Raw genomic sequence first — 21,552 nt, forward strand, 5'->3', positions numbered from 1 at the left:
CTTAAAAGGTTCACTCTGCAGACGGCAGCGTCAAGAGAACCGTTAAGAGCAAAATAATACGGGATTTGCCTGAAAAGAAAAAGCAATATAGGAAAGATGCGGCTGGAGAGGAAACGAAGGCCGCATTTTTTATGGGGATGTTACGGGGCTTTCTTGGAAAGGAAAAAAGGATAGACGGAAACAATTCAATATGTTACACTACAGAATAGGTAACAGCAGTATGGCATACTGCGGAACTGGAATAAAAAGAATTCCCCGGATTTCTCCTGCAGATGCTTGTGCTCCGTCCGGCGACGGCGGGCTGCAGCTTTTTTCAAAGAGGCTTCGGGGTATGCAGAAAAGAGGATAAAAGGATGGATTTGTTTTATAAGAGTACCAGAGATTCGAAGGTAAGGGCGACGGCTTCCCAGGCGATTCTGCAGGGCTTGTCGGAGGACGGCGGCTTGTTTGTGCCGGAGGCGGTTCCGGCCCTTCCGGTAAGCCTTAAGGAGCTGGCAGACATGAGCTACCAGGAGACGGCTTATACGGTGATGAGCTGTTTTCTTACGGATTTTACGGAAGAGGAGCTTAAGGACTGTATTGCCAAGGCTTATGACGGCAAGTTTGATCTGCCGGAGATTGCGCCTCTTACAAAGGCGGAGGGAGCATATTATCTGGAGTTGTTTCATGGGGCCACCATTGCCTTTAAGGATATGGCCCTTTCTATCCTGCCTCATCTGATGACGGTTTCTGCAAGGAAGAATCAGGTGAAGGAGGAGATTGTAATTCTCACGGCCACCTCCGGGGATACGGGAAAGGCGGCTCTGGCAGGCTTTGCGGATGTGCCAAGAACGCGGATTATTGTGTTTTACCCCAAGGACGGTGTAAGTCCCATTCAGGAGAAGCAGATGGTGACCCAGAAGGGGGACAATACCTTTGTGGCGGGTATCCGGGGCAATTTTGACGATGCACAGAGCGGCGTAAAGGCAATTTTCGGAGATGCTGCTTTTAAGGAGGAGCTGTCTGGGAAGGGTTTTCGGTTTTCCTCGGCCAATTCCATTAATATCGGGCGTCTTGTTCCGCAGATTGTGTATTATGTGTATGCTTATGCCAAGCTCTTTGCAGACGGTGAGATAGAGGAAAACGAGCGGATCAATGTGGCAGTTCCCACAGGGAATTTCGGAAATATTCTGGCGGCTTACTATGCGAAGCAGATGGGGCTTCCCATCGGAAAGCTGATTTGCGCATCCAATGACAATAAGGTGCTGTATGATTTCTTCCGGACAGGCTGTTATGACCGGAACCGGGAGTTTCTGCTGACCAGCTCTCCCTCCATGGATATTCTGATTTCCAGCAATCTGGAACGGCTGATTTATCAGATTGCAGATCAAAACGACGAGACGGATCGGAGACTGATGAAGGAGCTCGCCGAGAGCGGCCGCTATGAGATTACCTCTGCCATGGAAGAAAAGCTTGGGGACTTCTGGGGAGGCTACGGAAGCCAGGAGGAAGCAGCGGCGGCTATACGCAGTGTGTACGAAGCGGTGGGCTATGTGATGGATACTCACACGGCGGTGGCTTCCTGTGTCTATGGAAAATACCGGAAGGAGACAGGGGATAATACCAAGACAGTGATTGCTTCCACGGCCAGCCCTTATAAATTCACCAGAAGCGTGATGGAGGCTTTGGGGAAGAACGCAGAGGGAATGGATGACTTTGAGCTGGCCGACGCTCTTGCAGAGCTGTCCGGCGTGCCGGTGCCGAAGGCAGTGGAGGGGATCCGCAGCGCCAAGGTGCTTCACAATACAGTGGTAAATGCAGAAGAGATGAAGCAGGCGGTTAAGGAGTTTCTGGGGTAAACGGGATATTACGGAACTGGAATAGTCCAGCTAAGAAATGTCAAGAGCTTTTGAAAAATAATTTCTGCTGGACGGTAAAGCTGCAAAGGCGCACGAGAGAAACTTTTATGAGTGCCTTTTCGAATAAAAGTTTCTCTCATTACCGGTGTGCCGAAGCAGCTTTACCCTTTAGTGCTGTTGCGCAGCGACTTTTAATAGGAGATTGATTATGGATAATGTTTGGAGTATTATGGATTTGCTTTTTGCCGGAGCCGGCCTTTACGCCCTCTATGCGTACTATCTGCTTAAAACCAAGGGGGAGATTACCACATCGATTCTGATGAGCAAGGATGTAGACATCCGCAAATGTAAGGATATCGAAGGCTACAAGGTTTTTGTAGCCCCGAAAATTCTAATCTTCGGGGCGGCTGCGCTGCTCTACGGTATTCTGGGACTGGTGAACAGCTATGTCTCTCCGGTGCCGGGCGTTCTCTATACGGCGGCGATGGTATTGTTTTTTGTTATTTTGATTTGGTTTGCATTTCAGACGAAGAAGGGCGTTCAGATGTTTTGGTGAGTTCCCTTCATAAGAAAAAAGAAGAGGCGGTTAGGAAAGACGGCATCAGACAGTTCTGATATCCTATTTTCCTACAGCCTCTTTTTTCTATCCCATTTTCAGCCTGCTTACAGGAGCACGGATTGAGATTGTTTACCGCTTACTCAAGTTTACATATTTTTTCTTCTTTGCGACACTCTTATAAGCGGGACGGATAATCTTCCCGTTATTAGCCAGCTCCTCGATCCGGTGAGCGCTCCAGCCCACGATACGGGCCATGGCAAAGAGCGGCGTATAAAGCTCTAAGGGCAGATCCAGCATGCTGTACACAAAACCGCTGTAGAAGTCCACGTTGGCGCTGACGCCCTTATAGATCTGGCGTTCCTCGGCAATGACCTGGGGAGCCAGGCGCTCCACCATGGAGTAAAGCCGGAACTCATCCATCCGGTTTTTTTCTTTGGAAAGACTCTCCACAAAGGATTTAAAAATATTGGCACGAGGGTCGGAGAGGGAATATACCGCATGTCCCATACCATAGATAAGGCCTGCATGGTCAAAAGCATCCCGGCTTAAGAGAGCCTTTAAGTAAGTACGCACCTCTTCCTCGCTGCTCCAGTCCTTAATTACCTGTTTCATATCTTCAAACATGCGGACTACCTTAATGTTAGCGCCGCCATGCCTGGGTCCTTTTAAGGAGCCTAAGGAGGCAGCCACAGAAGAATACGTATCTGTGCCTGAGGAGGAAACCACATGAGTGGTAAAGGTAGAGTTGTTACCGCCGCCATGCTCCATGTGAAGCACCAGAGCAATATCCAGAATAGTCGCTTCAAGCTCCGAATAAGAGCTGTCCGGCCGGAGAATATGGAGAATATTTTCCGCCGTGGAAAGCTCCGGCTGCGGGGAATGAATAAAAAGACTCTTTCCGTCATGATAGTGGCTGTAGGCCTGATAAGCATAGACAGCCATGATGGGCATCAATGCAATGAGCTGCAGGGACTGACGCAGCACATTGGGGATGGAGGTGTCGTCGGCCCGGTCATCGTAGGAGTAGAGAGTCAGCACACTTCGGGCAAGGGTATTCATCATATCCTTACTGGGGGCTTTCATAATGATATCTCTTACAAAGTGGGTCGGCAGGGAGCGATAGGAGCTTAAAAGCTCGGAGAAAGAAGAAAGGTCTTTCCGGCTTGGCAGTTCGCCAAAGAGCAGAAGATAAGAAATTTCCTCAAAACCAAAACGCTTTTCTGACACAAAGCCGTGAACCAGGTCTTCAATGTCCACTCCCCGGTAGAAAAGCTTTCCCTCACAAGGGACCATCTCGTCATCCACAATGGTATAGGAACGAATCTCGCCAATCTCGGTCAGTCCGGCCAGAACGCCCTTGCCGCTGATATCACGAAGTCCCCGTTTCACCTCATACTTCTTATATAGTTCCGTGCTAATCTGACTGATTTCCTCACTCATTTTTGCAAGGTTTAGAATTTCGGGAGTAATTTCCGAATATGTGTTATTCTGCATAAACATCGTCTCCTTTCCTTGATTTGTACATGCTTTTTGTACATAGAGGTATACCCGAAGGGTGTTTCCTTGATTTGTACATGCTTTTTGTACATAGAGGTATACCCGAAGGGTGTTTCCTTGAGTTGTACATATTTTTTGTACATAAAGGTATGATTTCCCCAGACAAAAAAATGAAATTTGAACTAGCATAACATAAAATTAGGGGAAAAGGGAAGAAAAAATGAAAAATTCATAGTTATTTAATATTTTCTTCAAATCAATTCCATCCGTTCCAGGGTACGGGCAATGCCGTCCTCCTGACAGCTTTCGCAGACTTGATCCGCCAGCTCTTTCACCCGATCCTCTGCGTCTCCCATCGCCACACCGATTCCGGCAGCCAGAAGCATCTCCGCGTCATTCATGCTGTCCCCAAAGGCTATACTCTGTGCGGGAGACTTTCCATAGTAAGCGCAAAGCTCCTTAAGAGCCAGCCCTTTATGTACCAGCCTGTCAGACACCTCCCCGGCGATCCAGGCAGAGTTTTGCATCAGATTGCTGAAGTGGACTACCTTGAAACGCTCATCCAGACTGTGGGCAAGCGTTTCAATCTGCTCTATGGACCGGGCAAGGAAAGTAACCTTGTAGACAGGCTCCCCCTGGTAATCTTTCAATGTGTTTCGATCCATAGATGCCAGGATACGCTGAAGCTCTGTACTGCCTCCGGACATATCCGAGAGAGCGGCGGCGGACAGCTCCGGGCTTCGCCTGTAATTTTTAGAAGCGCATTCCAGTGAGAATTCCATATTCACTGTCTCCATTGCCGTGCATATGGTCCGAACCATTTCCGCTGTCATGGATTGGTCGGACAGAACAGAGCTTCCGGCCTCTACATGTCCGCCGGCACTGTAGATGCCTCCGTCAAAACCGATTTCCCGGACAGCTTCCGGGACGGATGCTTTTGGACGTCCGGTGCCGAGAAATACCTTGTGCCCCTTGGCACGGGCTCTGCGGATGGCGCTTACGGTTCGTTCGCTGGGGTTTTGCCCGGGGCAGGCAAGGGTTCCGTCAATATCAAAAAAGAGAAGCTTTTTTTCCATAGTTATAACAATTCCTTTCATTGTGTTGTTTTTTCAGCGTATGCAGTATCAGCCAATGAAACCGTTAATTTATCTGCTGGATTCTCGTTCTTTCAGAAATAATTTTTCTCAAACTTGGTTTAGAACGTAACCATAGGATTGGACTATAACCAGAACTTTCTTTTCTGTTTCCGGAGAATACCCTTAGTGAACAAGGGGCGAATGTCCCCTTATTCACTGAGGGTACCGTCCCTTGTTATTTAATATCCGGGATACGGCAGCAATGCTGACACCCGATATGGCTGCGATATCTTTGATGGAAAGCATTTTCTTATTATCGTCCAGGAAGCAATTGCTTCCTTGGTTTTAAAAAAGAGAACTCAGAGAGTCCCTATTAAGTATATCAGAAACAAAAGAAAGAAGCAACCTTGGTAGAAGGCATTATGCAATTATGGAATTGCTGAGTGTTACTGTTCACTCCGTGACCAGTAACGCGCTTCGCGATGCACAGAAATCGCAAAAAGATGCGATTTCGCGCTGAAAAACTCGGGATTTCCGCACAAAATGTGCGGAAACACCTTGCGGAACAGTGGCGAGTGAACAGTAACTGCTGAGTTACTGTTCACTCCGTGCCCAGTAACACGGGGTGGCCCAAGGCAGGAAGCGGGGATGGTGGAAAGATTCGTGATGTGATTGCCTGTACCGAATGGGGAAAGGATGTCTATGGAGATCAGCTCTTTGTCTTTGCCGGAAAGTGGGAGGACGGAAAAACCGTAAGAAATTATAGTTTCACTATGAATCAAAAATATTTTTGATAAAATTTGTGAAGAATTTTTATTGATTTTATTATTTTATTATGTATAATATGATAGTGAACGTTACAGTGCCTTTTTGCAGGAAAGGCTTGCATACACAGGCAAATATTGAAGAAGAGAGGTTAAAACTAAGATGGCAGAAATCAATTTGAGCAAGTATGGTATTACGGGAACTACAGAAATTGTTCACAACCCTTCTTATGAGATGTTATTTGAAGAGGAGACCAAGCCGGAACTGGAAGGCTTTGAAAAGGGCCAGGTCAGCGAGCTTGGCGCAGTGAACGTAATGACCGGTATCTATACAGGCCGTTCACCGAAAGACAAGTTCATTGTTATGGACGACAATTCAAAGGATACCGTATGGTGGACCTCTGAAGAATACAAGAACGACAATCATCCGGCAACCGAGGAAGCATGGGCAGAAGTAAAGAAGATTGCTCTTGGCGAGCTTTCCGACAAGAGACTTTTCGTAATCGATGCATTCTGCGGAACCAACAAGGATACCCGTATGGCCATCCGTTTCATTATGGAGGTTGCCTGGCAGGCTCATTTCGTAAAGAATATGTTCATCGCTCCTACAGAGGAAGAGCTGGCTGACTTCGAGCCGGACTTCGTTGTATACAACGCTTCCAAGGCAAAAGCAGAGAACTACAAGGAGCTGGGACTTAACTCCGAAACCGTAGCGATGTTCAATATCACAAGCCGCGAGCAGGTTATCCTGAACACCTGGTACGGCGGAGAGATGAAGAAGGGTATGTTCTCCATGATGAACTACTATCTGCCGCTGAAGGGCATCGCTTCCATGCACTGCTCTGCTAATACAGATATGAACGGTGAGAACACCGCAATCTTCTTCGGCCTTTCCGGAACCGGCAAGACCACCCTTTCCACAGACCCGAAGCGTCTGCTCATCGGCGATGACGAGCACGGCTGGGACGACAACGGCGTGTTCAACTTCGAGGGCGGCTGCTATGCGAAGGTTATCAACCTGGACAAGGAATCCGAGCCGGATATCTACAATGCAATCAAGCGCAACGCACTTCTTGAGAACGTAACGCTGGATGCAGAAGGCAAGATTGATTTCAACGATAAGAGCGTAACCGAGAATACACGTGTGTCTTATCCCATTAATCATATTAAGAATATTGTACGTCCTGTATCCGCAGCTCCGGCAGCAAAGGAAGTTATCTTCCTGTCCGCAGATGCATTCGGCGTACTTCCTCCGGTATCTATCCTGACTCCGGAGCAGACACAGTACTACTTCCTGTCCGGCTTTACCGCAAAGCTTGCAGGAACAGAGCGCGGAATTACCGAGCCCACACCGACCTTCTCCGCATGCTTCGGCCAGGCATTCCTGGAGCTTCATCCCACCAAGTACGGCGAGGAGCTTGTTAAGAGAATGGAAGCGAACGGCGCAAAGGCATATCTGGTAAATACCGGATGGAACGGAACCGGCAAGCGTATCACCATCAAGGATACCCGTGGAATCATCGACGCAATCCTAAGCGGAGATATTCGCAAGGCTCCCACAAAGAAGATTCCGTACTTCAACCTTGAGGTTCCCACAGAGCTTCCGGGCGTAGACACCAACATTCTGGATCCCCGGGATACTTACGCTGAAGCTTCCCAGTGGGAAGAGAAGGCAAAGGATCTGGCAGGCAGATTCATAAAGAACTTTGCAAAATACGAGGGCAACGAGGCAGGAAAGGCACTGGTTGCTGCAGGTCCTCAGTTATAAGCAGAGGTTCGGTTATAAGATAGGCGTTAGAAAGGCTGTCGGGAACGAGTTTCCCGGCAGCCATATTTTTTTTGCCGGATGAAGCCTTTGAAGCTGCAAAAAAGAGTTCCCATTTTCACCAAAGTATGCTAGAATCAAAGGAAACAGGAGATTACTACCTATATACCAGGAATGGCGGGTAAGAATCATAGAAGAATTGAACGGAGGTCACAGCAATGGCAAGAGAGGAAAATAGAGGGATTCACATGATACATGCAGACGGAAAGCTTGGGGAGGTGCAGATTGCGGACGAGGTAGTCGCCATTATCGCAGGCCTGGCAGCCACAGAGGTGGAAGGCGTTGCAGCTATGGCCGGCAACATCACCAACGAGCTCATCAGCAAGCTGGGAATGAAGAACCTGTCCAAGGGCGTGAAGGTTCTGGTGACAGACAGAAGCGTGGACGTGGATCTTGCGCTGAATATCGAATACGGCTACAGTATTATGAAGGTATCCGAGAAGGTACAGGAGAAAGTAAAGGCAGCCATTGAGAACATGACCGGCCTGGAAGTAGCCATGGTCAACATCCGCATCGCAAGCGTGAACATGGAGAAGGCAAGATAGCCGCCAGGCCGGTAAAGCGTCACAATACAGAGGATAAAACAAGGGGGAATAAGGGGGTGTTTTGTACATCCCCTTCCTTTGGTCTTTTGCGGCAGGGGGAAAGGACAGAGTATGAAACGAAGAGAACTGAGAGAGCATATATTTGAACTGCTGTTCCGAATCGAATTCAACACTCCGGAGGAGATGCCGGAGCAGATTCAGCTGTTTTTCGCAGATATGGAAGAACTGAAGGAAGCAGATCAGTCTTATATGGAGGAAAAGTATGCCCGCGTTGTGGACAAGCTTCCCGAGATTGACAAGCGAATTGAAGAGACGGCAAAAAGCTGGAAGATTTCGCGTATGGGCAAGGTGGATCTGACAGTGCTGCGGCTGGCTGTCTATGAGATGGAGTTTGACGAGGACGTTCCCGTGGGCGTAGCCATCAACGAGGCGGTGGAGCTGGCGAAAAAGTTCGGAGGAGATGATTCGCCGGCCTTTATCAATGGAATTCTTGGGAAAATAGGAAAGAAGGAATGAAGAACGTCAACGCCTACACCGTTGCCCAGGTAAACAGCTACATCAAAAATATGTTTTCCCAGGATTTTCTGCTCAGCCGCATGTACGTCAAAGGCGAAGTATCCAACTGTAAATACCATACTTCCGGTCATATTTATTTTTCCTTGAAGGATGAGAGCGGCGCCCTGTCCTGTGTGATGTTTGCAGGACAGAGAAAGGGGCTGGCCTTTCCCATGAAGGAAGGGCAGCATGTAATTGTTCTGGGCAGCGTCAATGTGTATGAGCGGACAGGAAGCTATCAGCTTTACGCAAAGGAGATTCTTCTGGATGGAATGGGCCGTTTCTATGAGGAATTTGAGAGGCTGAAACGGGAACTGGAAGAGATGGGGATGTTTGCGGAGGAATATAAGCAGCCCATTCCCGCTTATGTCCGCAGGCTTGGAATTGTCACGGCACCTACCGGCGCGGCGATCCAGGATATCCGCAACATCGCATCCCGGAGAAATCCATACGTGCAGCTGATTCTCTATCCCTCCCTGGTACAGGGGGAGGGAGCGGCAGACAACCTTGTACGGGGGATTGAGGCGCTGGACGAACTGGGGGTGGATGCAATAATTGTAGGCCGGGGCGGCGGTTCTATGGAAGATCTCTGGGCTTTTAATGAGGAGAAGGTGGCCAGGGCTATCTTTGAGTGCCGGACGCCGGTGATCTCAGCCGTGGGGCATGAGACGGATACCACCATTGCGGATTTTGCGGCAGATTTGAGAGCGCCTACGCCTTCGGCGGCTGCGGAGCTGGCTGTGGCGGATATCCGGGAGCTTATGGAGCGGATGAGGACTTACCGGCAGCGGCTTGATCAGGGCTTTGGCTATCGCCTGGAGCAGTATCGGAACCGCCTTGGGGAGCTTAGGAACCGCCTGCTTCAGGTCAGCCCCAGACAGCAGCTTTTTGAAAAGCGTATGCGCGCGGCAGAGCTTTCCAATCAGCTGGAGCAGGCCATGAAAGAAAAGCTGGGTGATCGGAAGAACCAGCTTGCTCTCTATATCGAGCGCTTTCACGGGCTTTCCCCGCTGCTCAAGCTGCAGCAGGGGTATTCTTATATAGAGGGAACCGACGGAAAGGCAGTTACCAGCATCCGGCAGGCGGACACAGGAGACCTTCTGCGGATTCATGTGACGGACGGTCTGTATACGGCGGTGGTGAAGGAGCGGCTGGCCGTAGAACGGACAGAATCAGAATGAGAGGTATGAGATGGAGCAGACAGAAAATCAGGAAAAAACCTTAGAGGAAGCATTTGCGGAGCTGGACTTTATGCTGGAGAAGCTTTCCGACCGGGATACGGCCCTGGAGGAATCCTTTCAGGTGTATGCGGAAGGCACAAAGCTTTTAAAATACTGCAATGAAAAACTGGATAAGGTGGAAAAAAAGATGCTGATCCTGAACGAGGAGGGAACATTGGATGAGTTTTAAGGAAGAGCTTCAAAAGAGAACGGCAGAGATTGAGGAGATTCTGAAAAAATATCTGCCAGAGGAGACAGGATTTCAAAAAACCGTTCTGGAGGCCATGAATTATAGTGTGACGGCAGGGGGCAAGCGCCTTAGGCCCATGCTGATGCAGGAGACCTATCGGATGTTCGGGGGCAGCGGCCGGGTGATTGAGCCCTTTATGGCGGCTATCGAGATGATTCACACCTATTCTCTGGTACACGACGATCTGCCGGCTATGGACAATGACGAATACCGCCGGGGCAGAAAGACCACCCACGCCGTCTATGGGGAGGCTTTGGGAATTCTGGCAGGGGACGCCCTTTTAAACTATGCCTTTGAGACGGCGGCAGGAGCCTTGTCGCAGGAGCTGAATGAGAGAACAGCACGTGCCATACAGGTTCTGGCAGAAAAGGCTGGCATCTATGGCATGATCGGCGGCCAGGTGGTGGATGTGGAATCCGAGGGACAAGCTGTTTCCAAGGAGAAGCTGGACTTTATATACCGGCTGAAAACAAGTGCGCTGATTGAAAGCTCCATGATGATTGGCGCCCTGCTGGCCGGGGCTTCCAAGGAAGAGGTTGACAAGATCCGAAGGACAGCCCAGGATGTGGGACTGGCTTTCCAGATTCAGGACGATATCCTGGATGTGACCAGCACCCTGGAGGTTCTGGGAAAGCCCATTCACAGCGATGAGAAGAACGAAAAGACGACTTATGTAACCCTGGAAGGCCTAAAGCAGGCAAAGCAGGACGTGGAGGAGATTTCCAAGAGAGCTCTTGCCACACTGGCCTCCTTAGGGCGTGAGAATCCCTTCTTGGAAGAACTGATAACCATGCTGATCACCAGAGAAAAATAGCGGTATCCGTATGCTGCAAAGCTGGAAGACAGCAGAGCCTGTAGAACAGGAATAGGACAATACAATGGCATTAGAGAAGATTAACCAGGTAAATGATATCAAAAAACTGGAGAAATACGAGTGGAACCTTCTTGCAGAGGAGATCCGGGAGTTTCTCATTGAGAAAATCAGCGTAAGCGGCGGACACCTTGCCTCCAACCTAGGCGTGGTGGAGCTGACAATGGCGATGCATCTTGCCTTTCATCTTCCGGAGGATAAGGTGGTATGGGATGTAGGCCATCAGGCTTACACCCATAAGCTTCTCACCGGGCGGAAGGCCGGCTTTGACGAGCTGCGCAAGTACGGGGGCATGAGCGGTTTCCCCAAACGCAAGGAGAGCGACTGCGACTGTTTTGATACGGGGCACAGCTCCACCTCCATCTCCGCAGGCATCGGCCTGGTAAAGGCGAGAGAGCTTCAAGGGGGAAAGGAATCTGTGATTTCCGTTATCGGCGACGGGGCGCTCACAGGGGGAATGGCCTATGAGGCCCTGAACAATGCTTCCCAGCTAAAGAGCAATTTCATCATCGTCCTTAACGACAACCAGATGTCCATTGCAGAGAATGTGGGAGGGATGTCCCAGTATCTGAACGGCCTGCGGACAGCAGAAGCCTACACTGGTTTTAAGGAGGGGCTGCAGAATACCCTGGAGCGGATTCCCGTTTACGGCGAAGGCCTTGTCCGCCAGCTGAAAAAGACGAAGAACGGCTTAAAACAGCTTGTGATTCCGGGGATGCTCTTTGAAAATATGGGCATCACTTACTTAGGGCCGGTGGACGGACACAACATCGAGCAGATGATCCGTACCTTCAACGATGCCAGAAGGATCCGCCACGCCGTGCTGATCCATGTAAAAACCCAGAAGGGCAAGGGCTATGCCCCGGCGGAGCGCCATCCGGCCCGGTTCCACGGGGCGGAGCCCTTTGAGATAGCTACCGGCCTGCCCAGCCACAAACGCACAAAGGCCAACTATACGGATATTTTCTCCACGGTTATGCGGAAAATGGGAGATCGGGATGAGAAGGTGACTGCCATCACGGCAGCCATGCCGGACGGAACCGGCCTGAAGCGGTTTAAAAATATGTTTCCCGATCGGTTTTTTGACGTGGGAATTGCGGAACAGCACGCCGTAACCTTTGCGGCAGGCCTGGCGGCGGGAGGCTTAAAGCCGGTGGTGGCCGTGTACTCCTCCTTTCTGCAAAGAGCCTACGATCAGATTCTTCACGACGTCTGCATTCAGAACCTCCCGGTGGTATTTGCTGTCGACCGGGCGGGGCTGGTGGGAAGCGACGGGGAGACCCACCAGGGCATTTTTGATCTGTCCTACCTTTCCAGCATTCCGAATATGACGATTATGGCTCCGAAGAACAAGTGGGAGCTTTCCGATATGCTGAAATATGCCATTGATTTTGAATCCCCCATAGCCTTGCGCTATCCAAGGGGGGAGGCTTACGACGGCCTTCAGGAGTTCCGTTCCCCAGTGACCTATGGAAAGAGCGAGATTCTCTATGAGGAAGCGGATATTGCCCTTCTGGCAGTGGGGAGCATGGTGAAGATTGCAGAAGAGGTGCGGAAGATTTTGAAGGACACCGGTTACAACTGTACCCTGGTCAACGCCCGCTTTGTTAAACCCATTGACACGGAATGTCTGGAGCTGCTGGCAAAGACTCACCGCCTCTTCGTTACCATGGAAGAAAATGTACGAAGCGGCGGATACGGAGAAAAGGTTCTTGGTTTTGTGTCGGATCGGGGGCTTTCTGTCCATGTGCTGTCTGCGGCCATTCCCGACGAATACGTGGAGCACGGAAACGTCTCCCTTCTTTTTAAAGAAGTGGGGCTGGATGCGGAAACCATTGCAAAGCGTGTAATTACTGCCTATGTGGGACAGATGTAAGGAGCCGTGATGAAAACAAGACTGGATGTACTACTGGTATCCCGGGGACTTTCCGAGTCCCGGGAAAAGGCAAAGGCCGTAATAATGGCGGGAAATGTCTTTGTAAACGGACAGCGGGAGGACAAGGCCGGTTCCATGTTCGAGGACAAGGCAGAAATCGAAGTCCGGGGACATAAGCTTCCCTATGTGAGCAGGGGCGGCCTGAAGCTGGAAAAAGCGGTAAAAAGCTTTCAGCTGTCCTTGGAGGGGAAGATCTGCATGGATGTGGGCTCCTCCACAGGAGGCTTTACCGACTGTATGCTGCAGAACGGCGCGGCCAAGGTCTATGCCGTGGATGTGGGAACCAATCAGTTAGCCTGGAAGCTGCGGACGGATGAGCGGGTAGTGTGTATGGAGAAAACCAATATCCGCTATCTTCTGCCGGAGCAGATTGGGGAGCCGCCGCAGTTTGCGTCCATTGACGTAGCCTTTATCTCCCTTACGAAAGTGCTTCTTCCGGTACGGGAGCTTTTGACAGAGGAGGGAGAGATAGCGGCCCTTATTAAGCCTCAGTTTGAAGCGGGCCGGGAGAAGGTGGGAAAGAAGGGCGTCGTCAGGGAAAAGGAGACCCATCTGGAGGTCATCCGGCAGGTGATTTCCTATGCCGGATCCGTGGGCTATGAGATCCTGGGACTGGATTTTTCTCCGGTCCGTGGGCCGGAGGGGAATATAGAGTATCTGCTTCATCTGAGAAAGAACAAAGAGGAAGCCTGCCTGTCCGGCTGCCCGGAGCATATCCGGCCAAAGGAGGTAGTGGATGAGGCCCATGCCCTTTTGACGTAAACCCAGCAGCCTGGTAAGATATAGCATAAGACAGGGAAAGAAAATGAATCAATTTTATATTATAACCAACAGTGAAAAGGACAAAAATCTGGAGACCACCAGATGCATTTACGAATACCTGACTTCCCATGGATGTTCCTGCACGGTACGGGAGTATCAGAAGCTGGAAAGGCGTGAGAGCGGGGCGGGAAAGGCTCAGACCGGGTATACGGATGCAGACTGGATTCCCCAGGGGACAGAGTGCATTCTTGTTCTCGGAGGGGACGGAACGCTGATTCAGGCAGCCAGGGACACGGTAGAACGGAGAATCCCCCTTCTGGGAATCAACCTTGGCAATCTGGGCTACCTGGCTGCCATCGAGAAGTCCGGAATTCCTGATGCCATGGACAGGCTTATGGCCGATGCGTACATTTTGGAACCCCGGATGATGCTGAAAGGGGCCGTCTGCCGGGAGCAGGAGGGAGCGGTACACAATCTGGCCCTGAACGACATTGTGGTAAACCGCGCCGGGGCCCTTCGGGTGATTGACTATGAGATTTATGTAAATGGGGAATTTCTGAACCGGTATTCGGCGGACGGCATCATTGTATCCACGCCCACCGGATCCACCGGCTACAGCCTCTCGGCGGGAGGGCCCATTGTATCCCCCATGGCCTCTATGATCGTGGTGACGCCCATCTGTCCCCACACACTGACGGCCAGAAGCATTGTATTGTCCGGAGAAGACCGGGTAGCCATCCGCCTTGGTTCCGGAAGGAGGATGGACCGGGAGGAGGCATTTGCCACCTTTGACGGAGAGGTGTCCGTGCCCATTGCCACCGGGGATTATGTTGAGATTCAGAAGTCGGAAAAAACCGCAGATATCGTGAAGATTAGTAAAATCAGCTTTCTGGAGGTGCTGCGGAACAAGATGCGCGGAAACTGAACAAGATGTGCGGAATAGGAGGATAGGTAGACCATGAAACGGGATCGGCATGGAAAAATTATTGAACTGATTGGCCGGTATGACATAGAGACCCAGGAGGAGCTGGCGGAAAAGCTGAACGAGGCTGGTTTTCAAGTGACACAGGCCACGGTATCCAGAGACATCCGGGAACTGAAGCTTACAAAAATGACCATGGGAGACCGCCAGCGTTATGTGGCAGTCCGGGAGCACAGCCGGCAGATGGGGGAGAAGTACATAGGAATACTGAGGGACGGTTTTGTGTCCATGGATGTGGCCCAGAACATCCTGGTGATTAAGACTGTGTCCGGCATGGCCATGGCTGTGGCTGCGGCTCTCGATGCTCTTCACTGGCAGGATATCGTGGGCTGTATCGCAGGAGATGACACGGTGTTCTGTGCCATCCGCACAGCGGAGGATACGCTGCAGGTCATGGACAAGCTGCGTAAGATGATGAAGGAATTGTAGAGCGTCGCAGAACTATAATATAGGAGAACTTATGTTAACTCATTTACATGTAAAGAATCTGGCTCTGATTGAGGAGGCAGAGATCGATTTTTCAGAGGGGCTGAATATTCTCACCGGCGAGACGGGAGCCGGCAAGTCCATTGTCATAGGCTCTGTAGGCTTGGCGCTGGGGGACAAGGCCTCCAGGGAGATGCTGAGGGAGGGAGCGGAATTCGGACTGGTAGAGCTTGTCTTCCAGGTGTCCAGAGAGAGCCAGCGGCAGCGGCTTATGGAGCTTGGCGTTACTTTGGAAGAGGATCAGGTAATTATTTCCAGAAAAATTTCCGATAAACGAAGCATGAATAAAATCAACGGAGAGACGGTGCCTTTAAGCCAGTTAAAGGAGACGGCCTCTGTTTTAATTGATATTCACGGACAGCATGAGCATCAGTCCCTTCTTCAGAAAAAGAAGCATCTGGAGATTTTGGATGAATTTTCCAAGGAAGAGCTGGGGAGCATCCGGGAAGAGCTGGGAGAAACGTATAAAAACTGGAAACAACTGAACGAAACGCTGAAGGAAGCACAGCTGGATGAGGAGAGCCGCTTAAGAGAGATTTCCCTTCTGGAATTTCAGATTGATGAGATCGAGAAGGCTGTCCTGGTTCCCGGGGAGGATGAGGAGCTGGAGCAGCAGTACCGCCGGATGACCAACGGAAGAAAGATTCTGGAGGCAGCAGGGACGGCTTACACTCTGACAGGCTACGAAGATCCCCAGGCGGCGGGCGGCTCCATCGGCCGGGCCTTACGGGAGCTGCAGAGTGTGGCTTCCTTTGATGAAGAAATGTCTCCTCTTCTGGAACAGCTGACGGATATTGACGGTCTTTTGAATGATTTTAACCGGGATATGGCAGAATATCTGGATTCCCTGGAGTTTTCCGAGGAAACCTTTTTTGAGACCGAGGAACGGCTGAACCTTCTGAACCAGCTAAAGGCAAAGTACGGAAAAAACCTGGAGCAGGTGCTTTCCTGGCAGGAAGCGTCCAGGGAGCGTCTGGAAAAGCTTCTGGATTATGACGCCTATCTTTTGAAGCTTAAGAAGGAGCTTTCTGATACGGAGGAGGAGCTTTCAAAGCTCTGCAGGCAGGTATCCGGGATACGAAAGGCCTGTGCAGAAAAGCTGTGCAAAGAGATTCGGCAGCATCTTGTGGATCTGAACTTTCTGGATGTGCAGTTTGAGATGCAGTTTGAGAGCCTGCCGGGCTATACGGCCCTGGGGACGGATGATGTGGAATTCCTGATTTCCGTCAATCCCGGGGAGCCCCTGCGGCCTCTGATGAAGATTGCCTCCGGCGGAGAGCTGTCCCGGATCATGCTGGCCATTAAGACGGTTCTGGCAGACAAGGACGATATTGACGCCGTGATTTTCGATGAGATTGACGTGGGAATCAGCGGCCGGACGGCCCAGAAGGTTTCCGAGAAGATGATGCTCATCGGAAAGACCAGGCAGGTTATCTGCATCACGCATCTGGCTCAGATTGCAGCCATGGCAGACAGCCATTACCGTATTGAAAAAATGGCAGAACATGGAGAAACCAGGACGCAGATAAGGAAGCTTTTTGAAGAAGAAACTATTGAAGAGCTGGCTCGTATCTTGGGCGGCGCAAAGATCACGGATGCCGTGATGAAGAATGCGGAGGAAATGAAGGAGCTGGCAAAGGGAAAGAAGTCCGGCGGCAGGTAAAGCAGGATTTCGGGCAGCAGTCTGAATGCACGCCGAATTGCCGCATTTTTGGAAATATTATACTAGTCTAGCGAGATCCATATTTCACATACTAAAGAAGGATGCAGTGTTACCATTGTAAACACTACATCCTTTTTACGATTTCGACAGAGGATGTGGAGCTATGGATATGAGACAGTACCGGCGCTGCCTCATCGGTCTTTTACTGGTGAGTCTGGCAGGCCTTGGAGTTTTGGGATACCGGGAGATCCGTGACGGGATACCGGATTCTTATACACAGACAGAGGGAGAATCAGGTCCGGAATATCCCGGTTTTTTTGTTACGCAGGAAATCAAGCCGGGACTTGCGGAGGCTTCGGCCAATGCTTACGGAACGGGAAATTATACCATTGCATATAAGCTTCTTGGAATAATTCCTTTAAAAGAAGTCCAGGTGGAGGTGTTAAAACCTGCCTATGTGATTCCCGGCGGAGTTCCCATCGGGATCTATATGGAGACAGAAGGAATTCTCATCATCGGCACCGGGGAGGTGACGGGAGTAGACGGGCTGAATTACGAGCCGGCCTACCGGATTGTCCAGCGGGGCGATTATATCCAGGCAGTCAACGGCCAGGCGGTTTCCGATAAGGAGGAGCTGATTGAGGCAGTCAATGCAGGGGGCAGCCAGGATGTAATTCTGGATCTAGACCGGGGCGGCGAAGAGATACAGGTGAAGGTTGAGGCGGTTCAGACCGGCCAGGAGGAATACAAGCTTGGAATCTGGGTGCGGGACAATACCCAGGGAATCGGAACCCTGACCTTTCTGACAGAGAGAGGCAGCTTCGGGGCATTGGGTCATGGGGTCAATGACGTAGACACAGGGACGCTGCTGGAGATCTCCCAAGGCGCCCTCTATGACACCAATATCATTGACATCAAAAAAGGGGAGAAAGGAAGCCCGGGAGAGCTTTCCGGCCTCATCCGTTACCGGGAAGAGCTTATCTGCGGAGCGCTTACGGAAAATACGCCTGTGGGGATCTTTGGAACCGGGGAGGATCGGATTTATGAAAAAGTCGAAGGAGAGAGCCTTCAGGTAGGATATAAGCAGGAGATCCAGACGGGCGAGGCCTTTGTGCGCAGCGCAGTCAGCGGCGAAATCAAGGATTACCGGGTAGAGATTCTGGAGGTGCACCGGAAGGATGAGGATATGAACAAAGGAATTATTTTGAAGGTGACGGATCCGGAGCTTCTTAACCTTACCGGGGGGATTGTCCAGGGGATGAGCGGAAGCCCCATCATCCAGAACGGGAAGCTGGTGGGGGCAGTAACCCACGTATTTGTACAGGATTCCACAAAAGGTTTCGGAGTTTTTATTGAGAATATGCTGGAACATGTAAATCTTTAGAGGAATCCGTCGAAAGCTGTCCTGCCATGTCTTAAAATGGGGAGAGAAAGAAATTGCAACCCAGGTACATGCTGTCTATAATGTAAGCATGTTAAGCAAACATCTGTAAGAAGGAAATTGCCGGGAGAAGCTTCCGGCAGTTTTAAGGACAGAGACATATGGGAGGTTGAGATGGAGAAATTACAGGTTGCAATTGCGGATGACAATGAACGGATCGTGGAGCTGCTGAACAGTATGATACGCAGTGAGAGCAGCATGGAGATTGTAGGTACGGCGGGAAACGGCGAGGATGCGGTGGAAATGATACGCAAAAGCCAGCCAGACGTGGTGCTTCTGGATCTGATCATGCCCAGAATGGATGGGCTTGGAGTGCTGGAAAAGCTGAAAGAGGATAAGGGGATGAAGAAACAGCCGGCTTTTATTGTTCTTTCCGCCATCGGGCAGGAGGATGTGACGGAGGATGCCTTTTCCCTGGGAGCCAGTTATTATATGATGAAGCCTTTTAATAACGAAATGCTTCTTGGAAGGTTGAGAAGCATTCAGAACCGTGGAGAAAAAATTCTGAATCCCGTGAGAACTCCGGGAGAGTCCGAGCGGAAGCGGCTTCCTTACGAGGCACGGGATCTGGAGACGGATGTGACCAATATGATTCACGAGATAGGCGTTCCGGCCCACATCAAGGGCTACCAGTATCTGAGAGACGCCATTATGATGTCTGTGGAAGATATGGATATGCTGAGCTCCATTACGAAGGTGCTCTATCCCACCATTGCCAAGAACCATCAGACCACTCCCAGCCGGGTGGAACGGGCTATCCGCCATGCCATTGAGGTGGCCTGGAGCAGGGGGAAGATGGATACCATCGACGAGCTGTTCGGGTATACGGTCAGTACCGGGAAGGGGAAGCCGACCAATTCCGAATTTATTGCGCTGATTTCCGACCGGATCCGGCTGGAGTACAAAGCGAAAGTATCATAAACTTTGTAGCTTTTGCGAAAATTTCCCTTTCAAATATGCGCTGTTTGAGGTATAATGAATATAAAATATTACAAATACCCATGGGTGTATGGGAAAATAGGGAGGAAATACGGTGAAAAAGATATTATTTGTTGCTTCTGAAGCGGTACCCTTCATTAAGACAGGAGGTCTGGCAGACGTAGTGGGATCTCTGCCGAAGTATTTTGACAAAGAGTATTTTGATATCCGGGTGATGGTTCCCAAATATCTCTGTATCAAGCAGGAATGGCGGGATCAGATGAAATATGTTACACATTTCTACATGAATCTCGCATGGCGGAGTCAGTATGTGGGAATTCTGGAGATGGAATATGAGGGTGTAAAGTTCTATTTCGTTGATAATGAGTACTATTTTGCAGGTGCCAAGCCTTACGGAAATATTTATGAGGACATTGAGAAGTTTGCATTTTTCTCAAAGGCAGCTATCTCGGCTCTTCCCTCACTGGATTTCCGGCCGGATATTATCCACTGCCATGACTGGCAGACGGGACTTGTTCCGGTATTTCTGAACGATTCCTTCCAGAACAATCCGTTTTTCCAGGGAATCAAGACGATTATGACTATCCATAATCTGAAGTTCCAGGGTGTGTGGGATATGAAGACGGTGCGCGACATTACCGGACTGTCCATCTCTTATTTCGCGCCGGATAAGCTGGAGGCTTATGGAGACGCTAACTACTTGAAGGGCGGTATTGTTTATTCGGACGCAGTGACCACCGTAAGCGAGACTTATGCGGAGGAGATCAAGATGCCCTATTACGGCGAGCATCTGGACGGCCTTATGAACGCAAGGGCCAACTCCCTTCGCGGAATTGTCAACGGCATTGATTACGAGGAGTACAATCCGGAGACCGACAAGTTTCTGGCGAAGAATTACAATGCCGTGAACTTTAGGAAGGAAAAGGTAAAGAATAAGACGGCTCTTCAGGCGGAGCTGGGGCTGGAAGTAGATCCCAAGAAGATGATGCTGGGCGTGGTATCCCGTCTGACGGATCAGAAGGGCTTCGATCTGATTGCCTATGTTATGGATGAGCTATGTCAGGATGAGATTCAGCTGGTCGTACTCGGAACCGGCGAGGAGCGGTACGAGAATATGTTCCGTCACTTTGCCTGGAAGTATCAGGGGAAGGTGTCGGCCAACATCTTCTATTCCGAGGCGATGTCCCATAAGATATACGGTTCCTGCGATGCGTTCCTTATGCCGTCCCAGTTTGAGCCCTGCGGCTTGAGCCAGCTGATGAGCCTTCGGTACGGCACCGTGCCCATTGTCCGGGAGACAGGCGGACTGAAGGATACGGTAGAGCCCTACAACGAGTATGAGAGCACGGGAACGGGCTTCAGCTTCCTCAACTACAACGCCCATGAGATGCTTCACACCATCCGTTATGCAGAGAGCGTTTACTACGACAAGAAGCGTGAGTGGAACAAGATTGTAGACCGGGCCATGGCCGTTGACTTCTCCTGGGGCGCTTCTGCGAAAAAATACGAAGAATTATACAACTGGTTAGCCGGCTAATTTGGAAAATTTTGATTAAAATTAAGATATTTGCCTGCCCTTAAGGGCAGGCAAACTTTGTCTATGGAGAATCCGCATAAAAACACCTCTGGATCGGGATACTGTTAATAACTGTTCAAAAATCATTTTGGGCAGGGAACTGGAAACAGTAATATTCCTTACAATGCACAAATCGATTTACAGGCACATGCATCTGTGACTGGAAATAGATTTCATACGGGTGTACTGGATAGGATATTACGGAACTGGAATAGGAGGTATTTTTTTATGAGATCGGAATTATCTGAACTGGATGTACAGAACCTTCGCCATCTCATCGGAGGCTACGACACCACCCACTGTAAAATGAACGATTACGCCAACAATGCCACAGATCAGCAGGTAAAGCAGTTTTTCCAGAAGGCAGCCCAGTCTGCCAAGGAAAATAAGCAGCAGCTGATGCAGTTCTTAGGTTAGGAGGGTGCGAAAATGAATGAGAAGACAATGGTAGCAGATACCCTGGTTGGTATCAACGGTGAGTTAAAGATGTTCGGTGAAATGATTCCTCAGACCGAGGAGCCCAGACTTAAGCAGACTTTAAAGGATCTGCGGAACAAGTGCGAGATGTCCCAGGAGGAGCTCTATCAGATTGCCCGGGCCAAGCAGTACTATGTACCGGCTTCCAAAGCCACCGAGGAAGAGGTACAGCATGTGAAGTCTCTCTTTACCCAGAGTGTGATGTAAGCCCAGAGGCTCAGAAGAGGGAAGCATAAAATAGTCTGAGACATGAAAAAGGATGCCGGAAGCCCTAGCCGCAATTTCCCTCT

The 21,552-nt window shown here is 50.3% G+C and carries 22 protein-coding genes; 19 read left to right on the forward strand and 3 right to left on the reverse strand.

All coding sequences use genetic code 11. The annotated features are described in order from the left end of the window. Nucleotides 1-353 precede the first annotated feature (353 nt). Together thrC and VV089_RS04215 are read left to right on the forward strand one after the other, a co-directional pair. Complete coding sequence (thrC, locus tag VV089_RS04210) at nucleotides 354-1,838, forward strand: threonine synthase (RefSeq protein WP_334335064.1); 1,485 nt, start codon at nucleotides 354-356, stop codon at nucleotides 1,836-1,838. Between the two features lie 208 nt (nucleotides 1,839-2,046). Further along, nucleotides 2,047-2,394 carry a hypothetical protein gene (locus tag VV089_RS04215; protein WP_172541249.1) on the forward strand — a complete coding sequence of 116 codons (348 nt, stop codon included), beginning with the start codon at nucleotides 2,047-2,049 and terminating at the stop codon, nucleotides 2,392-2,394. A gap of 132 nt (nucleotides 2,395-2,526) precedes the next feature. Here VV089_RS04215 and VV089_RS04220 read toward each other — a convergent pair whose 3' ends face one another. The 3 genes from VV089_RS04220 to VV089_RS25185 all read right to left on the reverse strand — a co-directional run bounded on the left by VV089_RS04220 (nucleotide 2,527) and on the right by VV089_RS25185 (nucleotide 5,276). Continuing rightward, the gene (locus VV089_RS04220; RefSeq protein WP_172541250.1) at nucleotides 2,527-3,891 is read right to left on the reverse strand and encodes a citrate/2-methylcitrate synthase; all 1,365 of its coding nucleotides are present in this window, start codon (nucleotides 3,889-3,891) and stop codon (nucleotides 2,527-2,529) included. 254 nt (nucleotides 3,892-4,145) lie between these two features. Next, entirely contained in the window at nucleotides 4,146-4,970 is an 825-nt protein-coding gene (locus VV089_RS04225; RefSeq protein ID WP_334335065.1) for an HAD family hydrolase, read from the reverse strand. A gap of 213 nt (nucleotides 4,971-5,183) precedes the next feature. Continuing rightward, nucleotides 5,184-5,276 (reverse strand): LacI family DNA-binding transcriptional regulator, encoded by a 93-nt coding sequence (locus VV089_RS25185; RefSeq protein WP_172541252.1) that lies wholly within the window; start codon nucleotides 5,274-5,276, stop codon nucleotides 5,184-5,186. Nucleotides 5,277-5,578: 302 nt separating this feature from the next. Here VV089_RS25185 and VV089_RS04230 point away from each other — a divergent pair, with 302 nt between their 5' ends. From VV089_RS04230 to VV089_RS04310, 17 genes are all read left to right on the forward strand, one after another. Further along, entirely contained in the window at nucleotides 5,579-5,764 is a 186-nt protein-coding gene (locus VV089_RS04230) for a hypothetical protein (protein WP_334335066.1), read from the forward strand. A gap of 133 nt (nucleotides 5,765-5,897) precedes the next feature. After that, nucleotides 5,898-7,502 carry a phosphoenolpyruvate carboxykinase (ATP) gene (pckA, locus tag VV089_RS04235; RefSeq protein WP_172541253.1) on the forward strand — a complete coding sequence of 535 codons (1,605 nt, stop codon included), beginning with the start codon at nucleotides 5,898-5,900 and terminating at the stop codon, nucleotides 7,500-7,502. Between the two features lie 215 nt (nucleotides 7,503-7,717). Further along, a complete protein-coding gene (locus tag VV089_RS04240) occupies nucleotides 7,718-8,104 on the forward strand; it encodes an Asp23/Gls24 family envelope stress response protein (protein ID WP_172541254.1) in 387 nt (128 codons plus the stop codon). Nucleotides 8,105-8,215: 111 nt separating this feature from the next. Then, the gene (gene nusB / locus VV089_RS04245) at nucleotides 8,216-8,620 is read left to right on the forward strand and encodes a transcription antitermination factor NusB (protein ID WP_172541255.1); all 405 of its coding nucleotides are present in this window, start codon (nucleotides 8,216-8,218) and stop codon (nucleotides 8,618-8,620) included. Beyond that, complete coding sequence (xseA, locus tag VV089_RS04250; protein ID WP_334335067.1) at nucleotides 8,617-9,840, forward strand: exodeoxyribonuclease VII large subunit; 1,224 nt, start codon at nucleotides 8,617-8,619, stop codon at nucleotides 9,838-9,840. The genes nusB and xseA overlap by 4 nt, the downstream gene beginning before the upstream one ends. Before the next feature lie 10 nt (nucleotides 9,841-9,850). Continuing rightward, entirely contained in the window at nucleotides 9,851-10,069 is a 219-nt protein-coding gene (xseB, locus tag VV089_RS04255; protein WP_172541257.1) for an exodeoxyribonuclease VII small subunit, read from the forward strand. Further along, nucleotides 10,059-10,943 carry a polyprenyl synthetase family protein gene (locus VV089_RS04260; RefSeq protein ID WP_334335068.1) on the forward strand — a complete coding sequence of 295 codons (885 nt, stop codon included), beginning with the start codon at nucleotides 10,059-10,061 and terminating at the stop codon, nucleotides 10,941-10,943. The genes xseB and VV089_RS04260 overlap by 11 nt, the downstream gene beginning before the upstream one ends. A gap of 64 nt (nucleotides 10,944-11,007) precedes the next feature. Beyond that, nucleotides 11,008-12,876, forward strand: a complete 1,869-nt coding sequence (dxs, locus tag VV089_RS04265) for a 1-deoxy-D-xylulose-5-phosphate synthase (protein ID WP_172541259.1) — start codon at nucleotides 11,008-11,010, stop codon at nucleotides 12,874-12,876. A gap of 9 nt (nucleotides 12,877-12,885) precedes the next feature. Further along, nucleotides 12,886-13,698, forward strand: a complete 813-nt coding sequence (locus VV089_RS04270; RefSeq protein WP_334335069.1) for a TlyA family RNA methyltransferase — start codon at nucleotides 12,886-12,888, stop codon at nucleotides 13,696-13,698. A 43-nt stretch (nucleotides 13,699-13,741) separates the two neighbouring features. After that, the gene (locus VV089_RS04275; RefSeq protein ID WP_334335070.1) at nucleotides 13,742-14,623 is read left to right on the forward strand and encodes an NAD(+)/NADH kinase; all 882 of its coding nucleotides are present in this window, start codon (nucleotides 13,742-13,744) and stop codon (nucleotides 14,621-14,623) included. A 33-nt stretch (nucleotides 14,624-14,656) separates the two neighbouring features. Next, nucleotides 14,657-15,109 carry an arginine repressor gene (locus VV089_RS04280; RefSeq protein WP_334335071.1) on the forward strand — a complete coding sequence of 151 codons (453 nt, stop codon included), beginning with the start codon at nucleotides 14,657-14,659 and terminating at the stop codon, nucleotides 15,107-15,109. A 31-nt stretch (nucleotides 15,110-15,140) separates the two neighbouring features. Next, nucleotides 15,141-16,829, forward strand: a complete 1,689-nt coding sequence (recN, locus tag VV089_RS04285) for a DNA repair protein RecN (RefSeq protein WP_334335072.1) — start codon at nucleotides 15,141-15,143, stop codon at nucleotides 16,827-16,829. A gap of 163 nt (nucleotides 16,830-16,992) precedes the next feature. After that, nucleotides 16,993-18,213: a SpoIVB peptidase gene (gene spoIVB, locus VV089_RS04290; protein WP_334335073.1), complete on the forward strand. Its 1,221-nt coding sequence runs from the start codon at nucleotides 16,993-16,995 to the stop codon at nucleotides 18,211-18,213. Between the two features lie 171 nt (nucleotides 18,214-18,384). Then, nucleotides 18,385-19,191 (forward strand): sporulation transcription factor Spo0A, encoded by an 807-nt coding sequence (gene spo0A / locus VV089_RS04295; RefSeq protein WP_172541265.1) that lies wholly within the window; start codon nucleotides 18,385-18,387, stop codon nucleotides 19,189-19,191. 112 nt (nucleotides 19,192-19,303) lie between these two features. Next, nucleotides 19,304-20,746, forward strand: coding sequence for a glycogen synthase GlgA (gene glgA, locus VV089_RS04300; protein ID WP_172541266.1), 1,443 nt, complete (start codon nucleotides 19,304-19,306; stop codon nucleotides 20,744-20,746). Nucleotides 20,747-21,013: 267 nt separating this feature from the next. Then, nucleotides 21,014-21,202, forward strand: a complete 189-nt coding sequence (locus VV089_RS04305) for a hypothetical protein (RefSeq protein ID WP_172541267.1) — start codon at nucleotides 21,014-21,016, stop codon at nucleotides 21,200-21,202. A gap of 12 nt (nucleotides 21,203-21,214) precedes the next feature. Continuing rightward, nucleotides 21,215-21,469: a spore coat protein gene (locus VV089_RS04310; protein WP_172541268.1), complete on the forward strand. Its 255-nt coding sequence runs from the start codon at nucleotides 21,215-21,217 to the stop codon at nucleotides 21,467-21,469. The last annotated feature ends 83 nt before the right edge of the window (nucleotides 21,470-21,552 follow it).

Source organism: Candidatus Merdisoma sp. JLR.KK011, assembly GCF_036941125.1.
Lineage (GTDB): Bacteria > Bacillota > Clostridia > Lachnospirales > Lachnospiraceae > Laedolimicola.

Excerpts from the sequence above, each read along its gene's own strand:
- thrC (WP_334335064.1), top strand. The coding sequence starts at position 354 with ATGGATTTGTTTTATAAGAGTACCAGAGATTCGAAGGTAAGGGCGACG.
- VV089_RS04215 (WP_172541249.1), top strand. The coding sequence starts at position 2,047 with ATGGATAATGTTTGGAGTATTATGGATTTGCTTTTTGCCGGAGCCGGC.
- VV089_RS04220 (WP_172541250.1), bottom strand. The coding sequence starts at position 3,891 with ATGCAGAATAACACATATTCGGAAATTACTCCCGAAATTCTAAACCTT.
- VV089_RS04225 (WP_334335065.1), bottom strand. The coding sequence starts at position 4,970 with ATGGAAAAAAAGCTTCTCTTTTTTGATATTGACGGAACCCTTGCCTGC.
- VV089_RS25185 (WP_172541252.1), bottom strand. The coding sequence starts at position 5,276 with ATGCTTTCCATCAAAGATATCGCAGCCATATCGGGTGTCAGCATTGCT.
- pckA (WP_172541253.1), top strand. The coding sequence starts at position 5,898 with ATGGCAGAAATCAATTTGAGCAAGTATGGTATTACGGGAACTACAGAA.
- VV089_RS04240 (WP_172541254.1), top strand. The coding sequence starts at position 7,718 with ATGGCAAGAGAGGAAAATAGAGGGATTCACATGATACATGCAGACGGA.
- nusB (WP_172541255.1), top strand. The coding sequence starts at position 8,216 with ATGAAACGAAGAGAACTGAGAGAGCATATATTTGAACTGCTGTTCCGA.
- xseA (WP_334335067.1), top strand. The coding sequence starts at position 8,617 with ATGAAGAACGTCAACGCCTACACCGTTGCCCAGGTAAACAGCTACATC.
- xseB (WP_172541257.1), top strand. The coding sequence starts at position 9,851 with ATGGAGCAGACAGAAAATCAGGAAAAAACCTTAGAGGAAGCATTTGCG.
- VV089_RS04260 (WP_334335068.1), top strand. The coding sequence starts at position 10,059 with ATGAGTTTTAAGGAAGAGCTTCAAAAGAGAACGGCAGAGATTGAGGAG.
- dxs (WP_172541259.1), top strand. The coding sequence starts at position 11,008 with ATGGCATTAGAGAAGATTAACCAGGTAAATGATATCAAAAAACTGGAG.
- VV089_RS04270 (WP_334335069.1), top strand. The coding sequence starts at position 12,886 with ATGAAAACAAGACTGGATGTACTACTGGTATCCCGGGGACTTTCCGAG.
- VV089_RS04275 (WP_334335070.1), top strand. The coding sequence starts at position 13,742 with ATGAATCAATTTTATATTATAACCAACAGTGAAAAGGACAAAAATCTG.
- VV089_RS04280 (WP_334335071.1), top strand. The coding sequence starts at position 14,657 with ATGAAACGGGATCGGCATGGAAAAATTATTGAACTGATTGGCCGGTAT.
- recN (WP_334335072.1), top strand. The coding sequence starts at position 15,141 with ATGTTAACTCATTTACATGTAAAGAATCTGGCTCTGATTGAGGAGGCA.
- spoIVB (WP_334335073.1), top strand. The coding sequence starts at position 16,993 with ATGGATATGAGACAGTACCGGCGCTGCCTCATCGGTCTTTTACTGGTG.
- spo0A (WP_172541265.1), top strand. The coding sequence starts at position 18,385 with ATGGAGAAATTACAGGTTGCAATTGCGGATGACAATGAACGGATCGTG.
- VV089_RS04305 (WP_172541267.1), top strand. The coding sequence starts at position 21,014 with ATGAGATCGGAATTATCTGAACTGGATGTACAGAACCTTCGCCATCTC.
- VV089_RS04310 (WP_172541268.1), top strand. The coding sequence starts at position 21,215 with ATGAATGAGAAGACAATGGTAGCAGATACCCTGGTTGGTATCAACGGT.